The sequence below is a fragment of the Mycolicibacter heraklionensis genome (genome assembly GCF_001021505.1).
GTDB lineage: Bacteria > Actinomycetota > Actinomycetes > Mycobacteriales > Mycobacteriaceae > Mycobacterium > Mycobacterium heraklionense.
This window is the reverse complement of record NZ_LDPO01000012.1, coordinates 107,225-127,112: the sequence shown is the minus strand read 5'-3', so window position 1 is coordinate 127,112 and position 19,888 is coordinate 107,225. Positions and strand designations below refer to the sequence as shown.

Genomic DNA, 19,888 nt, shown 5'->3' with positions numbered 1-19,888 from the left:
GCCTAACCTACCAAGTGATGTGCGCCTCGCCCCGCGAACCCGCGTGCGCAACCTCAGCCAGGCAGCAGGGCCAGCAGTCTCGCTCGCGCTTTCACGTGCAGCTGTTCGAACTTGGAATTGCGCTGACGTTCCATCTCCGCGGCCATCCGATTGCCCAGGTCCTCCAACTCCGCGTCGGTCAGGTCGACCGGCGCCGGCGGAGGCACCAGGTCGCGCTCCTCTTCGTCGGCGTGCGCTTCCAGGACGGTGAGGAAGGAATTCCACTCGTCCACATACCGGGGTGAGCTGGTCGGAGTCCGCAATGCAACCGCGAGCTGGTCGTAGATCTGCCGGTGCTCGGCGTGTGCGATCGCGATCAGCCGGCTGGCCGCGGCCAGCGCCGGATAGTAGATGCCGTCCTCGATCTTCATATGGATGGTGAACTCTCGCAGCAGCTTGTCGAGGGTCTCCTGCCGCTCGTCCGATCCAACCGGGGCGGCCTTGAGCTTGGATCCCAATCCGCGCAGCACGTTGTGGTGGTTCCGCAAGACGGTGTAAGCGTCACTCATTGTGCAATCTCCTTCTGTTCCGCGATTTCGGGGCACTCCAGGGTCTGCGGAGCGAGGTATTTCACCCGGCCCTCACCGAGTGGCGTCGGCACGCCGTCGCGCAGCTCGACCATCCCGTCCTGCACCCGCGCCTGGTAGCGGGGCAGTGGAGCGGCGGCCGGTCCGCGCACCACGGCACCGGTCTGGACGTCGAACTGCGAGCCGTGCCACGGGCAGACGACCCTGCCGCGGTCGAGCCAGCCGTCCTCCATCGGCGCGGCAAGGTGCGGGCACAGCCCGGCGAACGCGGACACGTTGTCGCCGTCGCGGCACAGCACCACGCCGACCCCGTCGACCTCGACCCGCTTGAGCTTCTTGCCGGCGGGAAGCTCCGCCTCCGGGAGCACCGGCGTCCAGTCGTCGATGCGCAGCCGCTCACCGGACTGGTCGATACCGATCCCGGAGCCGAACACCAGTGCGCCGCCCAGGAATCCACTGGCGGAGGTGATGCCATAGCCGACCGCGCTGGTGATGACGCCCCGCAGGTGCCGTCCACGGCGCCGGTCCCGCCAGGATTGGATGTACAGGCCCGTGGCGACGAGGTTCAGCACGCCGTGCACCAGCCCGATCCGCCGGTCCTTTTCGTGGGTGTGCTGCCAGTCGGTGACCCCGGTGGCCGCCGAAGCCAAGTTGGCCGCAATCCCCAGACTCAGGGCGCGCTGGGCGAACCGGGACGCGTCAAGCATTTCCGTCGCGGACTTGCTCGGCAGCAGGCTCAGCGCGTCCAAGGCGACCGTAGTCCCGATGGCGCCGGTGGTCAGCGACGCCAGCGGCGGATGCACGGGGTGCCCCAACCACACGCCGTTCAAGAAGTTGGTCACCCGGTTCCGCGCCCCGCCGAAGGCGTTGAACACGAAGCTCAGCACGTTCTCCAGCCGGTAGCTGGGCCGGTCCATCCATTCCTGTCGTCCAAGAACTTCCAGCACTCGGCCGCCGGCCCCGTGCGCCCGGTCCTCGGCGCCTCGCACCCGTTGAACTGCCATCCCGTCGCCTCCATCCACCTCTGGGCTAACCCGATTGCAGCCCCGTTTGCAGCCTCGTTTGCGGAGCTACACCCCGGAGCGTATCCGCATGTACGATTTACTACAAGTAACGGGTTACGATATTGCTGCGAACGCCTGACTTCCGTTGCGCGATAACTCCACCGTAGGTCCGGCCTGTTCCCCAAACCTGTTTTTTGGCATCGCATTCGATGCCATTTTGAGCAGTGGCAGGCGACCCCCAACACAGACCTGGCAATACCAAGACAAGATAGCTGTGAATGTGTTGGCAACGATTTACCTGCGGGAGACGCGAGTGCTGTGGAGCGGCATATAACCGCATCTGCGGTTTATTGATTGGCCCTGCGGTCCACCCGCCGAATCAGTGACACCGACCACAGCGACCGGATCGCAGTGATGCGTTACAGGCGTTCACAATTCGGTATCGGTCCGCACACAACGGTTGGCAACGCCACCATCCGCGCGGACTATAGAGGCATGCTAAGTATTCGCAAACTCGTGGGATCGATGTTCGTAGCGACAGCCGCCGCGGCGATCGCGCTCGCCCCGACAGGCGTGATGCTGATGACCGGTTCGGCGGGCACGCCAGGCCAGACCGCGGTCGCCCAACCGCACGGTTCCGGCGGCCCCGACGGCAACGGCGGGGGAAGCGGCTGTGGCCATGACGCCGGTTGGCAGGGCTGCGGTGGCTTTGTCCCCGGCCAGGGCGGATTCGGCCACGGCTGCTTCAACGGCATCTGCGGCAGCTGGGACGGCAACCGCGGTTGGTTCAGCGGCTGATCGGCGCCCGGATCGCCACTAGCCCAGCAGCGACCGCACCACCGCGTCGGCCAGCAGCCGACCGCGATCGGTGAGCACCAGCCGCTCACCGTCGGTGTGCAGCAAGCCGTCGCTGACCGCGGTCGCGGCGCGCTCGCGCTCCTCGGCATCCAGGACCGCCAGCGCCAGCCCGTCGCGCATCCGCAGTCGCAACATCACGTCCTCGGTGTGACGGTCGGCGGCGGAGAGCTCCTCGAAGCCGGCCACCGGCAGTGCGTTGTCCCCCAGCAGCTGCGCGTAAGTGTTGGGGTGCTTGACGTTCCACCAGCGCAGCGCGCCGTCGTAACTGTGTGCGCCCGGGCCGGCACCCCACCACCGGCCACCTCCCCAGTAGCCCAGGTTGTGCCGGCAGGCCGCGCCGGGCCGACTCCAGTTGGACACCTCGTACCAGTCCATCCCGGCCGCCCGCAGCCGGCCGTCGACCAGCTCGTAGCGGTGCGCCGCCACATCACCCTCAGGTGCGGGTAGTTCCCCGCGCCGCACGCGACGGGCCAGTGCAGTGCCGTCCTCCACGATCAGGCTGTAGGCCGAGACATGATCCACGCCCGCCTCCAGCGCCGCTTCCACCGAACGCAGCAGATCGTCATCGGTCTCGCCCGGGGTGCCGTAGATCAGGTCGATGTTGAGGTGCTCGAAGCCCGCGGCCCGCGCCTCGCGCGCGGCAGCCACCGGCCGGCCCGGCGAATGGATGCGGTCCAGGGTGGCCAGCACGCGCGGCGAAACCGACTGCATGCCCAGCGACACCCGGGTGTAGCCCGCGGCGCGGATCGACTCGAAGAACTCCGGCGACGTCGACTCCGGGTTCGCCTCGGTGGTGACCTCGGCGTCGTCGGCCAGTCCGAAGTGTTCGCGGACATGGTCGAGCACACGCGCCAGCCGCGCCCCGCCCAGCAGCGACGGGGTGCCGCCGCCGACGAAAACCGTGTCGGCCCGCTGCCTGCCCAGCCGGGCGGCCGCGAGCTCCAGTTCCTTGTCCAGCGCCGCCACCCAGGCGTCGGGGTTCGCGCCGCCCAGCTCCGCCGGGGTGTAGGTGTTGAAGTCGCAGTAGCCGCACCGGATGAAACAGAACGGCACGTGCACGTACACCCCGAACGGGCCGTCGTGGCCGCGCCGGGCCGGCGCCACGTCGGGCAGCGCTACGGCAGTCGGAGTCGGCGTCATGGGGCCCGATCATCCCACGCCGGCGCGGGCGGCGCCGTTCGTCAGCGCCTCAGTCGGATCGCGCGCCGGTCCCCGGTGTGTCCTCGGACAGCGCCGTCACATAGTGGGTCAGCGAACCGACCGGAGCAGCCGCGGCGGCACCGCCGCGCGACACGCACCCGGGCCAGGCCCCGGGCCCCCGGTTGGCCATGATGCGCTTGGCGACGGCGATCTGCTGTTGCGCCGACGCCTGCGAGGGCAGCCCCGCCCCGCCGTTGTCGTCCCAGTCCGCGACGCTGATCTGCAACCCGCCGTAACCACCGTCACCGGTATCGGCCGACCAGTTCCCGCCGGACTCGCAGAGGGCGATGGCTTCCCAGTCGATCGGGTCGGCGCTGGCCGCGCCGGACAATTCGGCGGCGCCGACCAGCAGCACGCCCGCCGTCAGCGCTGTGAACTTCCTCATATCAACTCCACCTTGCTGGCCAGCCAGCGTCCGTCGACCTTGTCCATGGTCATCCGGATCCGGCTGTGGTCGAGCACGGGTTCGGGATTGTCGGCGTTACGCACCGCCTGGTCGACCAGCAGCACCACCACGGCGTGGTTACGGTCGGCGGATTTCAGCACCGCCTCGGCGACGTGCCCGCGCGCCGTCGCCCTGTTGTCTATCAACTGCTGACGCAACCGCACGCTGGAACGGGTGTGCATGGTCCGGAACTGGCCGGTCGATCCGTCGGTGATGTCGGCGAAGTCGCGATCGATGTTGTCGGCGTCGATATTGCTCAGTCGCAACACATATGCCTCGGCCGCCTCCAGGGCCTGCTCACCGGCGAGGTGGGTTTGATAATGCTGGATCGCCAGCCATCCGCCGCAACCGACCGTGGCCGCCAGCGTCGTCACGGCCAGCCAGCGCCGCAGCTGGGCACGGCCGCTGGTACGCCGTGGCGGGTCGGCCACCGGCAATGGTTCCCACGCCGGATCCCATCCGAAGTCGACACTCACCTGTCCCACCCGCCTTCCGATCGGCTGACCGTCTGCGGCGGCCCGGTACCCGGGTGCATCGCCCCCGAGCCGTTCCGATCCGCTCCCCCGGGCCGACCGCCGCGACGTCGAGCCCCAGATGAGTTTTGCTCACGATGATCACAACTTTGCGCCGGTAAGGAAGATTTTCGGCATCCATGGCATAATCGCCGGTGTGACCGCCGCCTACTGCACCTCGTCTGGGGTTGCCCTGGTGGCTCGGCGGCATATCGATTTCAAGCGTGTCTGCAGCTGTCGCTGTCTGCCTTGATGTCGTAGAACCGCCCACCTGTACTTTCCAGCTGGCCGCCGGATCTGCGCCGCCGGAGACAGTCGCCGGTGAACTGCGCTCAATCCCGCCGGCTCCTCTTTGAAGGAGAATCGATGACCGCCACTCCATCCGCTCCCCCGGCCCGGGCTAAGCGCAGTGAGGCCCAGTGGGCGCTCGGCGAAACCGAACCGGCCAACCACAACGAGCAGTTCAAGCAGGAAGACCCGGCCCTCAATGTGCAGGCCCGGATCCTCGACGTCTACTCCAAGCAGGGCTTCGACAGCATCACCAAGGACGACCTGCGCGGCCGCTTCCGCTGGATGGGCCTCTACACCCAGCGTGAGCAGGGCTACGACGGCACCTTCACCGGCGACGAGAACGCCGACCTGCTCGAGGCGCCCTACTTCATGCTGCGGGTGCGCTGCGACGGCAAGCCGATGTCCGCCGCCGCCATGCGGACCCTCGGTCAGATCTCGGTCGACTTCGCGCGGAACACCGCCGACATCTCCGACCGCAACAACCTGCAATACCACTGGATCGAGATCGAGAACGTCCCGGAGATCTGGAACCGCCTGGATGCGGTCGGGCTGCAGACCATCGAGGCCTGCGGCGACTGCCCGCGCGGCATGCTCGGCTCGCCCCTGGCCGGGGAATCGCTCGACGAGGTGCTCGACCCGTCCCCCGCACTCGACGAGATCGTCCGCCGCTACATCGGCAACCCGGAATTCGCCAACCTGCCGCGCAAGTTCAAGACCGCCGTCTCCGGTCTGCCGGACGTCGCCCACGAGATCAACGACATCTCCTTCATCGGCGTCAACCACCCCGAGCACGGCCCCGGGTTGGACCTGTGGGTCGGCGGCGGCCTGTCCACCAACCCGATGCTGGCCCAGCGCCTGGGCGCGTGGGTGCCGCTGGACGAGGTGCCCGACGTCTGGGAGGCCGTCACGAGCCTGTTCCGTGACTACGGCTATCGCCGGCTGCGTTCCAAGGCCCGGCTGAAGTTCCTGGTCAAGGACTGGGGCGTCGAGAAGGTCCGCGAAGTTCTCGAGACCGAGTACCTCAAGCGCCCGCTGATCGACGGGCCGGCGGCGGCACAGCCCACCGCGACCGTCGACCACGTCGGGGTGCAGAAGACCCGCAATGGCCGCAACGCGGTCGGGGTGGCCCCGATCTCCGGTCGGGTGAACGGCGAGACGCTGCTCAAGGTCGCGGAATTGATGGAGCAGGTCGGTTCCGACCGGGCCCGGTTCACGCCCTACCAGAAGCTGGTCATCCTCGACGTTCCCGACGAGAAGGTCGACGGCCTGGTGGCGGAGCTGGATGCGCTGGGCCTGCCGTCCAACCCGTCGCCGTGGCGGCGCAACCTGATGGCCTGCACCGGGCTGGAGTTCTGCAAACTGTCGTTCGTCGAGACCCGCGTGCGGGCCCAGAGCCTGGTCCCAGAGCTCGAGCAACGCCTCGACGACCTCAACGCCGTCCTGGACGTGCCGGTCACGGTCAACATCAACGGGTGCCCGAACTCATGTGCTCGGATCCAGGTGGCCGACATCGGGTTCAAGGGTCAGATGATCGACGACGGCAACGGCAACTCGGTCCCCGGCTTCCAGGTGCACCTCGGCGGCAGCCTGGGCGCCGACAGCGGGTTCGGCCGCAAGCTGCGCCAGCACAAGGTCTACAGCGACGAACTCGGCGACTACATCGAACGGGTGGTCCGTAATTTCATCAAACAACGCAGCGCCGGTGAGCGTTTCGCGCAGTGGGCGGTGCGTGCCGAAGAAGACGATCTGCGATGAGGCCCCACAGCGAAGCGGAGCTGCGTGAGCTGGCCGCCCAGGGCGCGGCCGAGCTCGACGGCGCCAGCGCCACCGAGCTGCTGGAGTGGACGGATGCGAACTTCGGCGGGGTGAACGGCCCCCGAGGTGGCGCCACCTGCAACTACGTGGTGGCCTCCAACATGGCCGACGCGGTGCTGGTGGACCTGGCGGCCAAGGTCCGCGCCGGGGTTCCGGTGCTGTTCCTCGACACCGGCTACCACTTCGCCGAGACCATCGGCACCCGCGATGCGGTGGAGGCGATGTACGACATCGCGTTGGTCAACGTCACCCCGGAGCAGACGGTGGCGGAGCAGGACGCCGCCCACGGCAAAGACCTGTTCGGGTCCAATCCGGCGCTGTGCTGCCGGCTGCGCAAGGTCGAGCCGCTGTCTCGCACGCTGCGCGGCTACTCGGCGTGGGTCACCGGGTTGCGCCGGGTGGAGGCGCCGACGCGTGCCAACGCCCCGCTGATCAGCTTCGACGAGCAGTTCGGTCTGGTGAAGGTCAACCCCCTCGCCGCGTGGACCGATGACGAGATGGACGCCTACATCATCGCCAACAACGTGCTGGTCAACCCGCTGATCGATGAGGGCTACCCGTCGATCGGCTGCGCGCCGTGCACCATCAAGCCGGAGGCGGGTGCCGATCCGCGCAGCGGACGCTGGGCCGGCCTGGCCAAGACCGAATGCGGGCTGCACGCCTCGTGACCACCACGCTGGTACTGACCGCGCACGGCAGCCGGGATCCACGCTCGGCGGCCAACACCCGTGCGATCGCCGGGCACCTGCGCCGGGTGGCGCCCGAATACGCCGTGCGGGTGGCGTTCTGCGAACACAGCACCCCGAACCTGCGCGATGTGCTGCGTGAGACCACCGGCGACACGATCGTGGCCCCCCTGCTGTTGGCGAGTGCCTACCACGCCCGCGTCGATATTCCGGCGATGATCGCGGAGTCCGGCGTTGATCTGCGGGTGGCTCCGACGCTGGGCGAGGACAGCCGTCTGGTGCAGGTTCTCGGCGAACGCCTGACCAGCGCCGGTGCCTCGCGATTCGACCCGGAGCTGGGTGTGGTGGTGGTCGCGGTGGGCTCCTCGCGTGCGGCGGCCAATGCCCAGACCGCCACGATCGCAGCTCCGCTGTCTCGCGGAACACGTTGGGCCGGAGTGGAAGTCGCCTTCGCCACCGAGGGCCCCCAGCCGTCGGTGCCCGAAGCCGTCGAACGCTTGCGGGCACGTGGCGCCACCAAGCTGATGATCGCCCCGTGGTTCCTGGCCCACGGCAGGATCACCGACCGGGTCGCGGCCTACGCCGCACAGGCGGGGATCACGATGGCCCAGCCGCTCGGCGCGCACCGCCTGGTGGCCGCGACCGTGCTGGACCGCGTGGAAGACGTCCTGAGGGCGCGGGCCGCCGCCTGACGGACGGCGGTTCGCCAGCGACCGCTCCGCAGTGAGACCCGTCACAGCGCTCATCACCACCCTTCACCCTTAGTATGGTTAGCCTAACCTACGTAAGGAGCTTGGGTGACGTCCACGGGCGAGGATCCCCTTATCGCGAGAATGGTAATTCGTCGGCGGTTCGCGCTGCACGAATCCTGTACCAGGCTTCGCCAGCTCCATCCGCATTGCCCGCGAACCTACGGTGTCGCGGTTCTCGCTGACGTCAACAAGCGCCGATGGTTCCCGTTGGATTCGGTTTTCACCATCGATCGCCTGCGGGTCCGCTTCGATGAGACCGCCGCCATGACAGACCCACGCGCGGCAGGAAACGTCCTGGCCGCGCGGCTGGTCCACGAAGTGCTGGGGCGGCTCCTTCCGCTGGTGCTACTCGAGGGACGCGCGTGGGACGCGGGCCTGGAGAACCTGTGGGTGCACTTCGACCGCGACAACGACATCGACTGGGTGGCCGTTGTCGACCCGACCGTGCGCGTGCTTCCCGACGACCCCTGGATCCACGAGAAGGGCGAGCGCGGCCACACCGACACGGTGGTGGTGCTGCCCAGCGAATCGGCCCTGACCACCTGGGCGGCCCACCGCTGCCACCGAACTTTGGCGCCGCTGTTCGTCTGGCTCCATGCGGTGTGCGAGGGCGCGATCTCGATCGCGTCGATGTGGCAGCTCCTGGGATCGACGGTGGTGGTCGCGGCAAACCAGCTGCCACGCCGCACCGAGCAGGACGAGGCCGTCAGCTTCCGGCGCAGTCAGGCCATCCTGGACGCGATGGTCGGCTTCGGCCTACCGGTGCGGGGGCCCGCCATGCCGGCTTTCCAGCCGAAGACAGCCCCCCGTCGGGTCCCCACCGGCACCGCTTCGAGTTCGGGCGGGCAACGGCTGTGAACACCGGCCCCGACTTCTCGATGGTGGTCGGCTACGGCAGCGACATGGGCAACGCCGAAGACGCCGCCATGTCGTTCGCCGAGGCATTCGAAGAAGCCACCGGTCTCAGCGCCGAAGCCGTCGAGCTCAATCAGGTCGACATCAGTGACCTGCACTCGGCCACCCACCTCATCGTCGTCACCTCGACCTGGGGCGACGGCGAGTTTCCCGACAACGCCACGCTGTTCTGGGAGGCCCTGAGCGCGGAGACCGCCGACCGCCTGGAACACCTGAGTTTCGCGGTGCTCGCCCTCGGCGACACCGGTTACGACCTGTTCTGCAACGCCGGCCGACTGCTCGACGCACGGCTGAAGCAGTTGGGCGCCACCCGGTTGGCCGAACGCGTCGACATCGACGGCTCCTATGCCAAGCCGGCCGCGGCCTGGACGACCGACATCGTCAAGCTCCTGACCGCCGAGCACACCGCCCCCGGTGGGGACGTCGTCGTATCGAGCCGCGCCGCGCACTCCCCCGAGCAGGCCACACCGAACAACCCCGACCGAGATCGCCCCTTCGAAGCCCGCGTAATGGTCAACAAGCTGCTCACCGCGCCCGGATCCGACAAAGAGGTCCGCCACTACGAGCTGGACCTCACCGGCTCCGGCATCGCCTATGCCGCAGGCGATTCCCTGGCCGTGCATCCGACCAACGATCCCGCTCTGGTCGACGCCATCTTGGCCGAGTTCGGGCTGGGCCCCGAACACACCGTGCCCGGCCACGACGAGCCCCTCGGTGTGCTGCTGACCCATCACCTCGAGATACGGACGCCGTCGCGAGCACTGCGGGAGCTGACGGCCGCACGCACCCGTGACGCGCATGCCGCAGCTGCGCTGGGCGGGAATGCCGATGCGGCACAGGACTCTTGGCTCTACGGCAGAGACGTGCTCGACCTGATCAGACTGGGCACGCTGACCGCGGACGAGGTGATCGACACGTTGCGTCCGCTTCAGTACCGCGACTACTCGATCGCCTCGAGCCCACTGGTCAGCCCCGACCACGTGCACCTGACCGTCGCGACCGTGCGTTACGCCCTCGCAGACCGCCACTATGGCGGCGTGGCTACCTCGTTCCTGGCCGACCGCGCCGACACCGTGCGAGTACACCTGCGGCCCAACCATTCCTTCCGACTGCCCGGACCCGATGTGCCCGTCATCATGATCGGCCCCGGGACCGGGGTGGCGCCGTTTCGCGCGTTCCTGCAAGAACGCCGCGCCGCCGGCGCCAAGGGACGTTCGTGGCTCTTCTTCGGGAATCGGCGCAGAGCCGGCGACTTCCTCTACCGGAACGAGTTCGAGGACCATCTCAGGTCAGGGGTGCTGTCCCGGCTCGACCTCGCGTTCTCCCGCGACGGCGCCACCGACACACCGAATCGGTATGTCCAGCAACGCATGTGGGAGAACTCGACGGAGCTCTTCAGCTGGCTCGAAGAGGGTGCGCAGCTCTACGTCTGCGGTGATGCCGAACGTATGGCCAAGGACGTCGACGCCGCACTGCACGCCATCGTGGCCAGCGCCGGCAACATGAACACCGCTGCGGCGCACGCCTATGTCAACCAGCTCATCAAGACCCACCGCTATCTGCGGGATGTCTACTAGCCGGCGCAGGGTCGGCTTACCCTGACGCCGGTACCGCCGCGCCCACCGCCGCCACGTCACTCAACGGCGGGATCCGGGTGGCCCGCACGTAAACGGTGTCCCCCTCGGCCAACGCGAGCGCCTCGGCGTCCCCGCGGGTGATCTGGGCGGTGAACGGCACCTGGGTCGCGGCATTGGTGAGCTCGACCCGCACCTCGAAGCCCAGCGTCACCACCCGGTCGACGGTGGCACGCAGCACCCCGACCCCGTCGGCGCCGTCTACCGTTGCCGCGGACACCGCCATGTCGGGGGTACGGCCGACCCGGATGTCGTGCGGACGGACCAAGGCTCCGTTGAGCGAGGACACCGCTCCCAGGAACGACATGACGAACGCGTTCGCCGGCGCGTCATAGACCTCGGTCGGGGTGCCGAGCTGCTCGATGCGGCCCTGATTCAGCACGGCGATCCGGTCCGCGACGTCCAGCGCCTCGGCCTGGTCGTGAGTGACCAGCACCGTGGTGACGTGCACCTCGTCGTGCAGGCGGCGCAGCCAGGCCCGCAGGTCTTCCCGGACCTTGGCGTCCAGCGCCCCGAACGGCTCGTCGAGCAGCAGCACCTGCGGATCCACCGCAAGGGCCCGCGCCAGGGCCATCCGCTGGCGCTGACCGCCGGACAGCTGGTTGGGGTAGCGGGTCTGGAAACCGCTGAGCCCCACCACTTCGAGCAGGTTGTCCACCTTTTCTTTGATTTCGGCCTTGGGCCGCTTGCGGATCTTGAGCCCGAACGCCACGTTGTCGCGCACCGTCATGTGCTTGAACGCCGCGTAGTGCTGGAAGACGAACCCGATCCCGCGCCGCTGTGGCGGAACCCCGGTGACGTCGACTCCGTTGATGGTGACCGTCCCGCTGTCCGGGTGGTCCAGGCCGGCGATGGCCCGCAGCAGAGTCGACTTGCCCGAGCCGCTGGGCCCGAGCAGCGCCGTCAGCGAACCGGACGGGACCGCGAAGTCGACGTTGTCCAATGCGACGAAGTCGCCGTAGCGCTTGTTCGCCCCGCGCACCGTGATTGCGTTGCTCATTTGTTTCCCTTTCCGGCCCGCACGTCGAGCACCACCTGAACGATCAAGACCAACACCGACACCGTCATCAGCAGTGTGGACAAGGCGTAGGCGCCGTATTCGGCGCCGCGGTTGTAACGGTCGGACACCAGCAGTGTCAGCGTCTGGGACTTTCCGGGCAGGTTCGACGACACGATCAACACCGCGCCGTACTCGCCGAGCGTGCGCGCCACCGTCAGCACGATCCCGTACGTCAGCCCCCAGCGGATGGATGGCAGCGTGATCCGCCAGAACGTCTGCCACCAACTCGAACCCAGCGTCGCCGACGCTTCCTCCATATCGGTGCCCAGTTCGTGCAGCACCGGTTCGACTTCCCGGATCACGAACGGCAGCGTGACGAAGATGCTGGCCAGCACGATGCCCGGCAGGCCGAAGATGATCTTGAAACCCCAGTCGTTCTCCACGAAGCCCAGCAGCCCCGCGGATCCCCACAGCACCACCAGCGCCACACCGACGATCACCGGCGAGACCGCGAATGGCAGGTCAATGACCGCCTGAAGCACGCCCTTGCCGCGGAACTTGTTGCGAGCCAATACTAATGCTGTCGGAATACCGAAGATGACGTTCAGGGGCACCACGATCGCCACCACCAGCAGCGACAGTTGCAGCGCCGAGATGGCTGCCGGTGTGGAGATGTAGTCGAAGAACTGTCCGAGCCCGGGCGCGAAGCTGCGCCACAGGATCAACGACACCGGGACGATCAGCAGCAGGCCGATGTAGGCCACCGCGAGGAAGCGGAGCAGGTAGCGGATTTTCCGTGACGACGTCATATCAGGACCTCTCCTGCCGCTTGCTCACTCGCGACCCCAGCACCCGCAGGGCGAGCAGCACCAGGAACGAAATCCCGAGCAGTACCAGCGAGATCGCCGCCGCACCGGTGCGGTCGTCGTTCTCGATCAACGTCCGGATCCACTGCGAGGACACCTCGGTCTTGCCGGGCACCGCGCCACCGATCAACACCACCGAACCGAACTCGCCGATCGCCCGGGAGAACGCCAGCCCCGCTCCCGTCAGCAGCGACGGTGTCAGGGCCGGCAGCACCACGGCCCGGAAGATGGTCAGCCCGGAGGCGCCCAGCGACGCGGCGGCTTCCTCGACCTCCCGATCGATCTCCAGCAGCACCGGTTGCACCGACCGCACCACGAACGGCAGCGTGACGAACGCCAGCGCCAGGCCGACGCCCCAGGCGGTGTGCTGCAGGTGCACGTGCACGGGGCTGGCCGGGCCGTAGAGCGCCAGCATCACCAGGCTCGCGACGATGGTGGGCAGCGCGAACGGCAGGTCGATGATCACGTCGATGAAGCGCTTGCCGAAGAAGTCGTCGCGCACCAGCACCCACGCGATCAACAGGCCGAACAGCAGGTTGAGCACGGTGACCCCGGCCGCGATCGTCAGCGTCACCCGAAACGACTGCACGGCGGCGTGCGAGGTGACCGCCAGCTGGAACGCACGCCACCCACCGCCGCCGGCCTGCCAGGCGATCGCGGCCAGCGGCGCCAACACGATCAGCGACAGCCACACCGTGGCAGCACCGACGCGCAGCGACACCCCTTCCCGTCGAAACCCTGAGTGCTCGCCGCCCTCGCCGGGCCGAGTCACCTCGGTGACCACCGTCGCGCTCATCCGGTGACCCGGGTGTAGATCTTGGTGATCGCGCCGCTCGACTTGTCGAAGAGGGCGTTGTCGACCACGTCCCACCCGCCGAGGTCGGCGATCGTCCACAGCTTGTCGGGGTCCGGGAACGTGTGGCGGAATTCGTCGGCGATGCTCGGGTCGACCGGACGGAAGCCGGCTTCGGCCCACAGCCGTTGCGCCGCCGTCGTGTACTGGAAATTCTTGAACGCGGTGACGGTGTCAAGGTGCCGACTGGAGGTCACCACGGCCAACGGGTTTTCGATCTTGAAGGTCTGCGACGGGTTGACGTGCTCCACCGGCTTGCCCTTGCGCTCGACCGCGATCGCCTCGTTCTCGTAGCTGATCAGCACGTCGCCGCTGCCCTGCAGGAACACATCGGTGGCCTCGCGACCCGAGCCCGGGCGCAGCTTGAAGTGGTCACTGACCAGCTGCTCGATGAAGTCCAGGCCTGCCTGCGGGTTCTTGCCGCCCTCGCTCTTGACGGCGTACGGGGCCAGCAGGTTCCATTTGGCCGATCCAGAGCTCAGCGGGCTGGGGCTGATCACCTCGACCCCGGGCCGCAACAGGTCGTCCCAGCCGTTGATGTGCTTGGGATTGCCCTGCCGGACCACCAAGGTCACCACCGAACCGAACGGGATTCCCTTGGTGACGTCGGCGTTCCAGTCCTCGGCGACCTTGCCGGCCTTCACCAGTCGGGTGACGTCGGGTTCCACGGAGAAGTTCACGATGTCGGCGGGTTTGCCGCTGGCGACGCCGCGGGACTGATCGCCCGATGCGCCATAGGAGGTGACGACCTGGACGTCGGCGCCGTCCTCGGTGTTGTAGAAGGCCGGGATCACCTTGCTCCAGCCGGGCTCGGGAACCGCGTAGGCCACCAGCGTCAGGGTGGTGTGCGCCTCGGAGCGCTCACCGCCTCCGACGACATCGCTGGGTCCGCCGCCGCATCCGGCGAGCGTGGTGACTGCCATGGCGGCGGCCAGTGCCAGCGCGATGCTGCGCGCGAGAGTATTGGGCATTGATGACCTTTCCGGGCGAATCCGTATAGACGTCGGCAAGAATGCTTGTCCGTCGGATCGCGAAAGGCGTTCGATTTCTACAGAACGTGCGTCAACAAAGACGACACCGGTACGCCGACGGGTGCGGTATCAGCGACAACAGTGCAGGTCGGCCACAGCGGAAGTGATCACGGCGAGCTTCGGGAACGCCACAATCTGGCGCTGCCGGTCACCGGTCGCTGCGAACATGCGGGGAAGCATAACAGAGCCCTGTGCGGGCAGCGCCCGGCCCGGTTCGGCGGGTCTAGCGGGTCAGCAACCAGCTGACGATCACCAACACAATCAGGCCGATCAGCACCAACGTGACCTGCGAACGCGGCATCAGCGGGCCCCGCCGTCACGACCGTGCCGGACACGCTCCTGCACCCGGATTCCCTCCCCCAGGGCCGCGTCCAGCACCGAGGCCAGGCCGTAGGCCAGCAACAACACCACCGGCATCACCACCGCGGTCTGCACCACAAAGCCGAGGCCGGACAACCACAACTCAACACCGTCCCACCAGCTCAGGAAGCCCACCACCCAGCCCACTTTAGCGGCGACCGCAAGCGCGGCGAAGCCGGGCGAAGCCAGGCGAAGCGGGCCGGCAGCCCAAGCCTGGATCGGCCGATCCGGGTAGACGCGCGGCAGACCCGCCAGAGATGATGACGGAATGGACCTGCACACCCCGCCGGGCGATGCACCCGCCAAGACCGCGCCGGAAATCACCACGCCCGCCGCAGGCACCGGCGCCGCGGCTCCGTCACCACCACCCCTGTCGGCGACCGCTCCGGTGCCGTATGCGGCGTCACCGAGTCAGGTCCGCAACCCGTTTCCACCGATCGCCGACTACGCCTTTCTGTCGGACTGCGAGAACACCTGCCTGATCTCGGCGGCGGGCTCGGTGGAGTGGATGTGCCTGCCGCGCCCGGACTCCCCCAGCGTTTTCGGCGCCCTGCTGGACCGCAGCGCGGGGCACTTTCGGCTCGGGCCGTACGGGGTGTCGGTGCCCGCGGCGCGGCGCTACCTGCCCGGCAGCCCCATCATGGAGACCACCTGGCAGACCCATACCGGCTGGCTGATCGTGCGTGACGCGCTGGTGATGGGTAAATGGCACGACATCGACGCACGGTCGCAGACCCACCGGCGCACCCCCACCGACTGGGACGCCGAGCACATCCTGCTGCGCACGGTGCGTTGCGTCAGCGGCACCGTCGAGTTGACCATGAGCTGCGAGCCCGCATTCGACTATCACCGCACCAGCGCCACCTGGGAGTACTCGGCCAACGCCTACGGCGAGGCGATCGCGCGGGCCCGGCAGAATCCGGACGCCCACCCGACCCTGCGATTGACGACGAACCTGCGGTTGGGACTGGAGGGCCGCGAGGCCCGGGCCCGTACCCGGCTGACCGAGGGCGACGACGTCTTCGTGGCCTTGAGCTGGTCGAAACATCCTGCGCCGCAAAGCTATGCCGAAGCCGCCGACAAAATGTGGAACACCACCGAATGCTGGCGACAGTGGATCAACATCGGGAACTTCCCCGATCATCCGTGGCGCTCCTATCTGCAGCGCAGCGCGCTGACGCTGAAGGGCCTGACCTATTCGCCGACCGGAGCCCTGTTGGCCGCGCCCACCACGTCGCTGCCGGAAACGCCTCAGGGCGAACGGAATTGGGACTACCGCTACAGCTGGGTACGCGACTCGGCGTTCACCCTGTGGGGCCTGTACACGCTGGGACTGGACCGCGAGGCCGATGACTTCTTCTCGTTCATCGCCGACGTGTCCGGCGTCAACAACGGACAGCAACACCCGCTGCAGGTGATGTACGGCGTCGGCGGGGAGCATGAGCTGGTGGAACAGGAGCTGGACCACCTGTCCGGCTACGACAACGCCCGTCCGGTACGGATCGGCAATGGCGCCTACAACCAGCAGCAGCACGACATCTGGGGCACCATGCTCGACTCTGTCTACCTGCACGCCAAGTCCCGCGAGCAGATCCCGGAAACCCTGTGGCCGGTGCTGAAGCGCCAGGTGGAAGAGGCGATCAAGCACTGGCGCGAACCCGACCGGGGCATCTGGGAGGTGCGCGGCGAACCGCAGCACTTCACCTCCTCGAAGGTGATGTGCTGGGTGGCGCTGGACCGCGGGTCGAAGCTGGCCGAGCTGCAGGGCGCGGTCTCCTACGCCAAGCAGTGGCGGGCGATCGCCGAGGAGATCAAGGCCGACGTGTTGGCCAACGGAGTGGATTCCCGCGGCGTGCTGACCCAGACGTACGGCAGCACGGCGCTGGACGCTTCACTGCTGCTGGTGGTGCTCACCCGGTTTCTGCCGGCCGATGACCCGCGGGTGCGCGCCACCGTCATGGCGATCGCCGAAGAGCTCACCGAGGACGGCCTGGTGCTGCGGTACCGGACCGAGGAGACCGACGACGGGCTGTCCGGCGCCGAGGGCACCTTCACCATCTGCTCGTTCTGGCTGGTCTCGGCGTTGGTGGAGATCGGCGAAGTCAGCCGGGCCAAGCATCTGTGTGAGCGGCTGTTGTCGTTCGCCAGCCCGTTGCACCTCTACGCCGAGGAGATCGAGCCCCGCACCGGCCGGCATTTGGGCAACTTCCCGCAGGCCTTCACGCACCTGGCGCTGATCAACGCCGTCGTGCACGTGATCCGCGCCGAGGAGGAGGCCGACTCCACCGGAGGTTTCCAGCCCGCGAACGCACCGATGTAGCTCGGTCCTGTTGCGCGAGCAGACGCAAAATCACCCAAAATTCGGGCCTTTTCAGTGATTTTGTGTCTGTTCGGCGCGGGTCAGCCGCTGAGGTTGCGGATCTTGTCCAGCATCGCCCGGGCCAGGTCGGCGGCGGTGGTGTCCCCGGCGGGCGGGGCGCCGGAGTGGTCGTCCTCGTCGACGAACCAGAACACATCAACGTCGACGACGCAGTTCACCCGCGCCGCGAGCGCCCGCGAGACCCGCAGTCCCGCTTCGCCGTCCACACTTGTACGCACCGTGGCCACCAGCACCGCGTCCTGGTCGGAGACGTCGGTGACCTCGCCACTGGCCTCGCTGTCCTCCCCGCTGTCGCGCGTCACGACCACCCCGTCGCAGCTGCCCCACTGCTCGGCGAACTTCTCGAAGAGCGCGTCGGCGTCGGCGGCACTGTCCAGTGCGACCACCGCTTCGCCCACCCCGGTCAACGGCGAGTCCCCGGCGCCGGTGCTGTCCCAGAACTCATGGGCGACGTCCCGTACCCCGGCGGAGCTGTACACACTGCGCTGGCCGCCCACCGCCGCGCCGACGCAGTCTTGCGGCTCCGCCGACTCCCAGGCGTCGGGCAGGTCGTCGAGGCCGCCGAACCGCGGCGGCAGGGAGGGGTCGCTGCGGAAAGGCTGGCCGGTCAGTTTCGACAGCTCGGAGTCGTCGAGCAACACCTGCCGGACCGCCATCCCGGTCACCGAGGTTGGCGCCAATCCCGGTGCGGGCCGGACGGTTCCGGAGACCACCGTGGTGCACCCGCTGGCCAGCAGCACGACCGCCACCGCGCCCGCCGCGATTGTGCCTGCCCGGGAGGCCACTACTTCTTGGCCTTATCTCCGGCAGAGCCCCCGCTGTCGGTGGACAGCGCCGCGACGAACGCCTCCTGCGGCACATCGACCCGCCCGATGGTCTTCATCCGCTTCTTGCCCTCTTTCTGCTTCTCCAGCAGCTTGCGCTTACGGGTGATGTCACCGCCGTAGCACTTGGACAACACGTCCTTGCGGATGGCCCGGATGTTCTCGCGGGCAATGATTCTCGAGCCGATCGCGGCCTGCACCGGCACTTCGAACTGCTGGCGCGGGATCAGCTCCTTGAGCTTGGTGGTCATCTTGTTGCCGTAGGCCGAGGCCGAGTCTTTGTGGACGATCGCACTGAACGCGTCCACCGGCTCGCCCTGCAGCAGGATGTCGACCTTGACCAAGTCGGCCTCCTGCTCGCCGGCCTCCTCGTAGTCCAGGCTGGCGTAGCCGCGAGTGCGCGACTTCAGCGAGTCGAAAAAGTCAAAGATGATCTCGCCCAACGGCATCGTGTAGCGCAGCTCGACGCGTTCCGGTGAGAGGTAGTCCATCCCGCCGAGTTCCCCACGACGGGACTGGCACAGTTCCATGATGGTGCCGACGAACTCGCTCGGGGCGATCACGGTGGTCTTGACGACGGGCTCGTAGACAGTGCGGATCTTGCCTTCCGGCCAGTCCGACGGGTTGGTGACGATGATCTCGGTGTTGTCTTCGGCGATCACCCGGTAGACGACGTTGGGCGAGGTGGAGATCAGGTCCAGGTCGAATTCGCGCTCGAGGCGTTCCCGGGTGATCTCCATGTGCAGCAGGCCCAGGAAGCCGCAGCGGAACCCGAAGCCCAGCGCCACCGAGGTTTCCGGCTCATAGGTCAGGGCGGCGTCGTTGAGTTGCAACTTGTCCAGGGCGTCACGCAGATTCGGGTAGTCCGACCCGTCCACCGGGTACAACCCGGAGTAGACCATCGGTTTGGGTTCGCGGTAGCCGGTGAGCGCCTCGGTGGCCCCGCCCCGGGCGGTGGTGACGGTGTCGCCGACCTTCGACTGGCGCACGTCCTTCACGCCGGTGATCAAATAACCCACCTCGCCGACACCAAGCCCCTTGGCGGGCTTGGGTTCCGGGGAGACGATGCCGACTTCAAGCAGCTCGTGGGTGGCACCGGTGGACATCATGGCGATCTTCTCGCGAGGGGTGACCTTGCCGTCGACGACACGCACGTAGGTGACCACACCGCGGTAGATGTCGTAGACGGAGTCGAAGATCATCGCCCGGGTGGGCGCGTCGGCGTCGCCGGTGGGCGGAGGCACCTGCCTGACCACCTCGTCGAGCAGTTCCGCCACGCCTTCGCCGGTCTTGCCGGAGACCTTCAACACGTCTTCGGGCTCGCACCCGATGATGTGGGCCAGTTCGGCGGCGTAACGCTCCGGGTCGGCCGCGGGCAGGTCGATCTTGTTGAGCACCGGGATGATGGTCAGGTCACGATCCAGCGCCAGGTACAGGTTGGCCAGGGTCTGGGCCTCGATGCCCTGGGCGGCGTCGACCAGCAGGACTGCGCCCTCGCAGGCCTCCAGCGCGCGGGATACCTCGTAGGTGAAGTCGACGTGACCGGGTGTGTCGATCAGATGCAGCACGTAGTCGCCGGATGCCGCGCGTTGGCCTGCGCCCTGCTCCGGGTGGTCCTTGACCGTCCAGGGCAGCCGGACGTTCTGCGCCTTGATGGTGATGCCGCGTTCCCGCTCGATGTCCATCCGGTCCAGGTACTGGGCCCGCATCGATCGGTCGTCGACAACGCCGGTGAGCTGCAGCATCCGGTCGGCCAAGGTGGATTTGCCGTGGTCGATGTGGGCGATGATGCAGAAGTTCCGTATCTGCGCCGGCGCGGTGAAGGTCTGGTCGGCGAAACTGCTGATGGGAATCTCCTGGTGAACGGGGGCGGTGGTGCCTACCTGCCTAGTCAGG

19 protein-coding genes and 1 pseudogene are annotated in these 19,888 nt (G+C 67.7%); 8 read left to right on the top strand and 12 right to left on the bottom strand.

Annotation, left to right across the window (positions count from 1 at the left end):
- Positions 1–53 precede the first annotated feature (53 nt).
- Positions 54–548 (bottom strand): hemerythrin domain-containing protein, encoded by a 495-nt coding sequence (locus ABW16_RS15060; RefSeq protein ID WP_047319979.1) that lies wholly within the window; start codon positions 546–548, stop codon positions 54–56.
- The gene (locus ABW16_RS15055; protein ID WP_047319978.1) at positions 545–1,570 is read right to left on the bottom strand and encodes a Rieske (2Fe-2S) protein; all 1,026 of its coding nucleotides are present in this window, start codon (positions 1,568–1,570) and stop codon (positions 545–547) included. The genes ABW16_RS15060 and ABW16_RS15055 overlap by 4 nt, the downstream gene beginning before the upstream one ends.
- 525 nt (positions 1,571–2,095) lie before the next feature.
- Here ABW16_RS15055 and ABW16_RS15050 point away from each other — a divergent pair.
- Entirely contained in the window at positions 2,096–2,368 is a 273-nt protein-coding gene (locus ABW16_RS15050; protein ID WP_412178212.1) for a hypothetical protein, read from the top strand.
- 18 nt (positions 2,369–2,386) lie between these two features.
- Here ABW16_RS15050 and hemW read toward each other — a convergent pair whose 3' ends face one another.
- Genes hemW through ABW16_RS15035 form a run of 3 tightly spaced genes read right to left on the bottom strand, consistent with a single transcriptional unit; the run spans position 2,387 to position 4,549 of the window.
- Positions 2,387–3,568, bottom strand: a complete 1,182-nt coding sequence (hemW, locus tag ABW16_RS15045; RefSeq protein WP_047319977.1) for a radical SAM family heme chaperone HemW — start codon at positions 3,566–3,568, stop codon at positions 2,387–2,389.
- 49 nt (positions 3,569–3,617) lie between these two features.
- On the bottom strand, positions 3,618–4,013 hold the full coding sequence (locus tag ABW16_RS15040; protein ID WP_047319976.1) for a transglycosylase family protein: 396 nt from the start codon (positions 4,011–4,013) through the stop codon (positions 3,618–3,620).
- Complete coding sequence (locus ABW16_RS15035; protein ID WP_230987504.1) at positions 4,010–4,549, bottom strand: hypothetical protein; 540 nt, start codon at positions 4,547–4,549, stop codon at positions 4,010–4,012. Before ABW16_RS15035 ends, ABW16_RS15040 begins: the two co-directional genes overlap by 4 nt.
- 118 nt (positions 4,550–4,667) lie before the next feature.
- Here ABW16_RS15035 and ABW16_RS28115 point away from each other — a divergent pair, with 118 nt between their 5' ends.
- The 6 genes from ABW16_RS28115 to ABW16_RS15010 all read left to right on the top strand — a co-directional run bounded on the left by ABW16_RS28115 (position 4,668) and on the right by ABW16_RS15010 (position 10,621).
- Positions 4,668–4,838, top strand: coding sequence for an Ms4527A family Cys-rich leader peptide (locus tag ABW16_RS28115; RefSeq protein ID WP_350355354.1), 171 nt, complete (start codon positions 4,668–4,670; stop codon positions 4,836–4,838).
- A 113-nt stretch (positions 4,839–4,951) separates the two neighbouring features.
- Positions 4,952–6,631: a nitrite/sulfite reductase gene (locus tag ABW16_RS15030; protein WP_047319975.1), complete on the top strand. Its 1,680-nt coding sequence runs from the start codon at positions 4,952–4,954 to the stop codon at positions 6,629–6,631.
- A complete protein-coding gene (locus ABW16_RS15025) occupies positions 6,628–7,359 on the top strand; it encodes a phosphoadenylyl-sulfate reductase (RefSeq protein WP_047319974.1) in 732 nt (243 codons plus the stop codon). Before ABW16_RS15030 ends, ABW16_RS15025 begins: the two co-directional genes overlap by 4 nt.
- Positions 7,338–8,069, top strand: coding sequence for a sirohydrochlorin chelatase (locus ABW16_RS15020; RefSeq protein ID WP_047319973.1), 732 nt, complete (start codon positions 7,338–7,340; stop codon positions 8,067–8,069). Before ABW16_RS15025 ends, ABW16_RS15020 begins: the two co-directional genes overlap by 22 nt.
- A gap of 105 nt (positions 8,070–8,174) precedes the next feature.
- Entirely contained in the window at positions 8,175–8,987 is an 813-nt protein-coding gene (locus ABW16_RS15015) for an iron reductase (RefSeq protein WP_230987502.1), read from the top strand.
- On the top strand, positions 8,984–10,621 hold the full coding sequence (locus tag ABW16_RS15010) for a diflavin oxidoreductase (RefSeq protein ID WP_200900670.1): 1,638 nt from the start codon (positions 8,984–8,986) through the stop codon (positions 10,619–10,621). The genes ABW16_RS15015 and ABW16_RS15010 overlap by 4 nt, the downstream gene beginning before the upstream one ends.
- A 16-nt stretch (positions 10,622–10,637) precedes the next feature.
- Here the strand turns inward: ABW16_RS15010 and ABW16_RS15005 are convergent, their stop codons facing one another.
- The 5 genes from ABW16_RS15005 to ABW16_RS14985 form a co-directional block, all read right to left on the bottom strand.
- The gene (locus tag ABW16_RS15005) at positions 10,638–11,678 is read right to left on the bottom strand and encodes a sulfate/molybdate ABC transporter ATP-binding protein (RefSeq protein ID WP_047319972.1); all 1,041 of its coding nucleotides are present in this window, start codon (positions 11,676–11,678) and stop codon (positions 10,638–10,640) included.
- A complete protein-coding gene (cysW, locus tag ABW16_RS15000) occupies positions 11,675–12,487 on the bottom strand; it encodes a sulfate ABC transporter permease subunit CysW (RefSeq protein WP_047319971.1) in 813 nt (270 codons plus the stop codon). Before cysW ends, ABW16_RS15005 begins: the two co-directional genes overlap by 4 nt.
- 1 nt (position 12,488) lies before the next feature.
- The gene (gene cysT, locus ABW16_RS14995; RefSeq protein ID WP_082134131.1) at positions 12,489–13,340 is read right to left on the bottom strand and encodes a sulfate ABC transporter permease subunit CysT; all 852 of its coding nucleotides are present in this window, start codon (positions 13,338–13,340) and stop codon (positions 12,489–12,491) included.
- Positions 13,337–14,368 (bottom strand): extracellular solute-binding protein, encoded by a 1,032-nt coding sequence (locus ABW16_RS14990; RefSeq protein WP_047319970.1) that lies wholly within the window; start codon positions 14,366–14,368, stop codon positions 13,337–13,339. The genes cysT and ABW16_RS14990 overlap by 4 nt, the downstream gene beginning before the upstream one ends.
- Before the next feature lie 360 nt (positions 14,369–14,728).
- On the bottom strand, positions 14,729–14,926 hold the full coding sequence (locus ABW16_RS14985) for a hypothetical protein (protein ID WP_047320021.1): 198 nt from the start codon (positions 14,924–14,926) through the stop codon (positions 14,729–14,731).
- A 274-nt stretch (positions 14,927–15,200) separates the two neighbouring features.
- On the opposite strand from ABW16_RS14985, the pseudogene ABW16_RS14980 reads away from it, so the two are divergent.
- Positions 15,201–17,108, top strand: a pseudogene (locus tag ABW16_RS14980) (glycoside hydrolase family 15 protein); the annotation flags it as partial.
- A gap of 80 nt (positions 17,109–17,188) precedes the next feature.
- Here ABW16_RS14980 and ABW16_RS14975 read toward each other — a convergent pair.
- Both ABW16_RS14975 and lepA read right to left on the bottom strand, forming a co-directional pair.
- Positions 17,189–17,953, bottom strand: a complete 765-nt coding sequence (locus tag ABW16_RS14975) for a sensor domain-containing protein (protein ID WP_052956928.1) — start codon at positions 17,951–17,953, stop codon at positions 17,189–17,191.
- Positions 17,953–19,887: a translation elongation factor 4 gene (gene lepA, locus ABW16_RS14970; RefSeq protein ID WP_082134130.1), complete on the bottom strand. Its 1,935-nt coding sequence runs from the start codon at positions 19,885–19,887 to the stop codon at positions 17,953–17,955. The genes ABW16_RS14975 and lepA overlap by 1 nt, the downstream gene beginning before the upstream one ends.
- Position 19,888: the final 1 nt, after the last annotated feature.

Coding starts and splice junctions, on each gene's coding strand:
- ABW16_RS15005 (WP_047319972.1), bottom strand. CDS start 11,678: ATGAGCAACGCAATCACGGTGCGCGGGGCGAACAAGCGCTACGGCGAC.
- ABW16_RS15040 (WP_047319976.1), bottom strand. CDS start 4,013: ATGAGGAAGTTCACAGCGCTGACGGCGGGCGTGCTGCTGGTCGGCGCC.
- ABW16_RS15020 (WP_047319973.1), top strand. CDS start 7,338: ATGCGGGCTGCACGCCTCGTGACCACCACGCTGGTACTGACCGCGCAC.
- ABW16_RS15055 (WP_047319978.1), bottom strand. CDS start 1,570: ATGGCAGTTCAACGGGTGCGAGGCGCCGAGGACCGGGCGCACGGGGCC.
- ABW16_RS15030 (WP_047319975.1), top strand. CDS start 4,952: ATGACCGCCACTCCATCCGCTCCCCCGGCCCGGGCTAAGCGCAGTGAG.
- ABW16_RS14990 (WP_047319970.1), bottom strand. CDS start 14,368: ATGCCCAATACTCTCGCGCGCAGCATCGCGCTGGCACTGGCCGCCGCC.
- hemW (WP_047319977.1), bottom strand. CDS start 3,568: ATGACGCCGACTCCGACTGCCGTAGCGCTGCCCGACGTGGCGCCGGCC.
- ABW16_RS15025 (WP_047319974.1), top strand. CDS start 6,628: ATGAGGCCCCACAGCGAAGCGGAGCTGCGTGAGCTGGCCGCCCAGGGC.
- ABW16_RS15060 (WP_047319979.1), bottom strand. CDS start 548: ATGAGTGACGCTTACACCGTCTTGCGGAACCACCACAACGTGCTGCGC.
- ABW16_RS15050 (WP_412178212.1), top strand. CDS start 2,096: ATGTTCGTAGCGACAGCCGCCGCGGCGATCGCGCTCGCCCCGACAGGC.
- cysW (WP_047319971.1), bottom strand. CDS start 12,487: ATGACGTCGTCACGGAAAATCCGCTACCTGCTCCGCTTCCTCGCGGTG.
- ABW16_RS28115 (WP_350355354.1), top strand. CDS start 4,668: ATGAGTTTTGCTCACGATGATCACAACTTTGCGCCGGTAAGGAAGATT.
- cysT (WP_082134131.1), bottom strand. CDS start 13,340: ATGAGCGCGACGGTGGTCACCGAGGTGACTCGGCCCGGCGAGGGCGGC.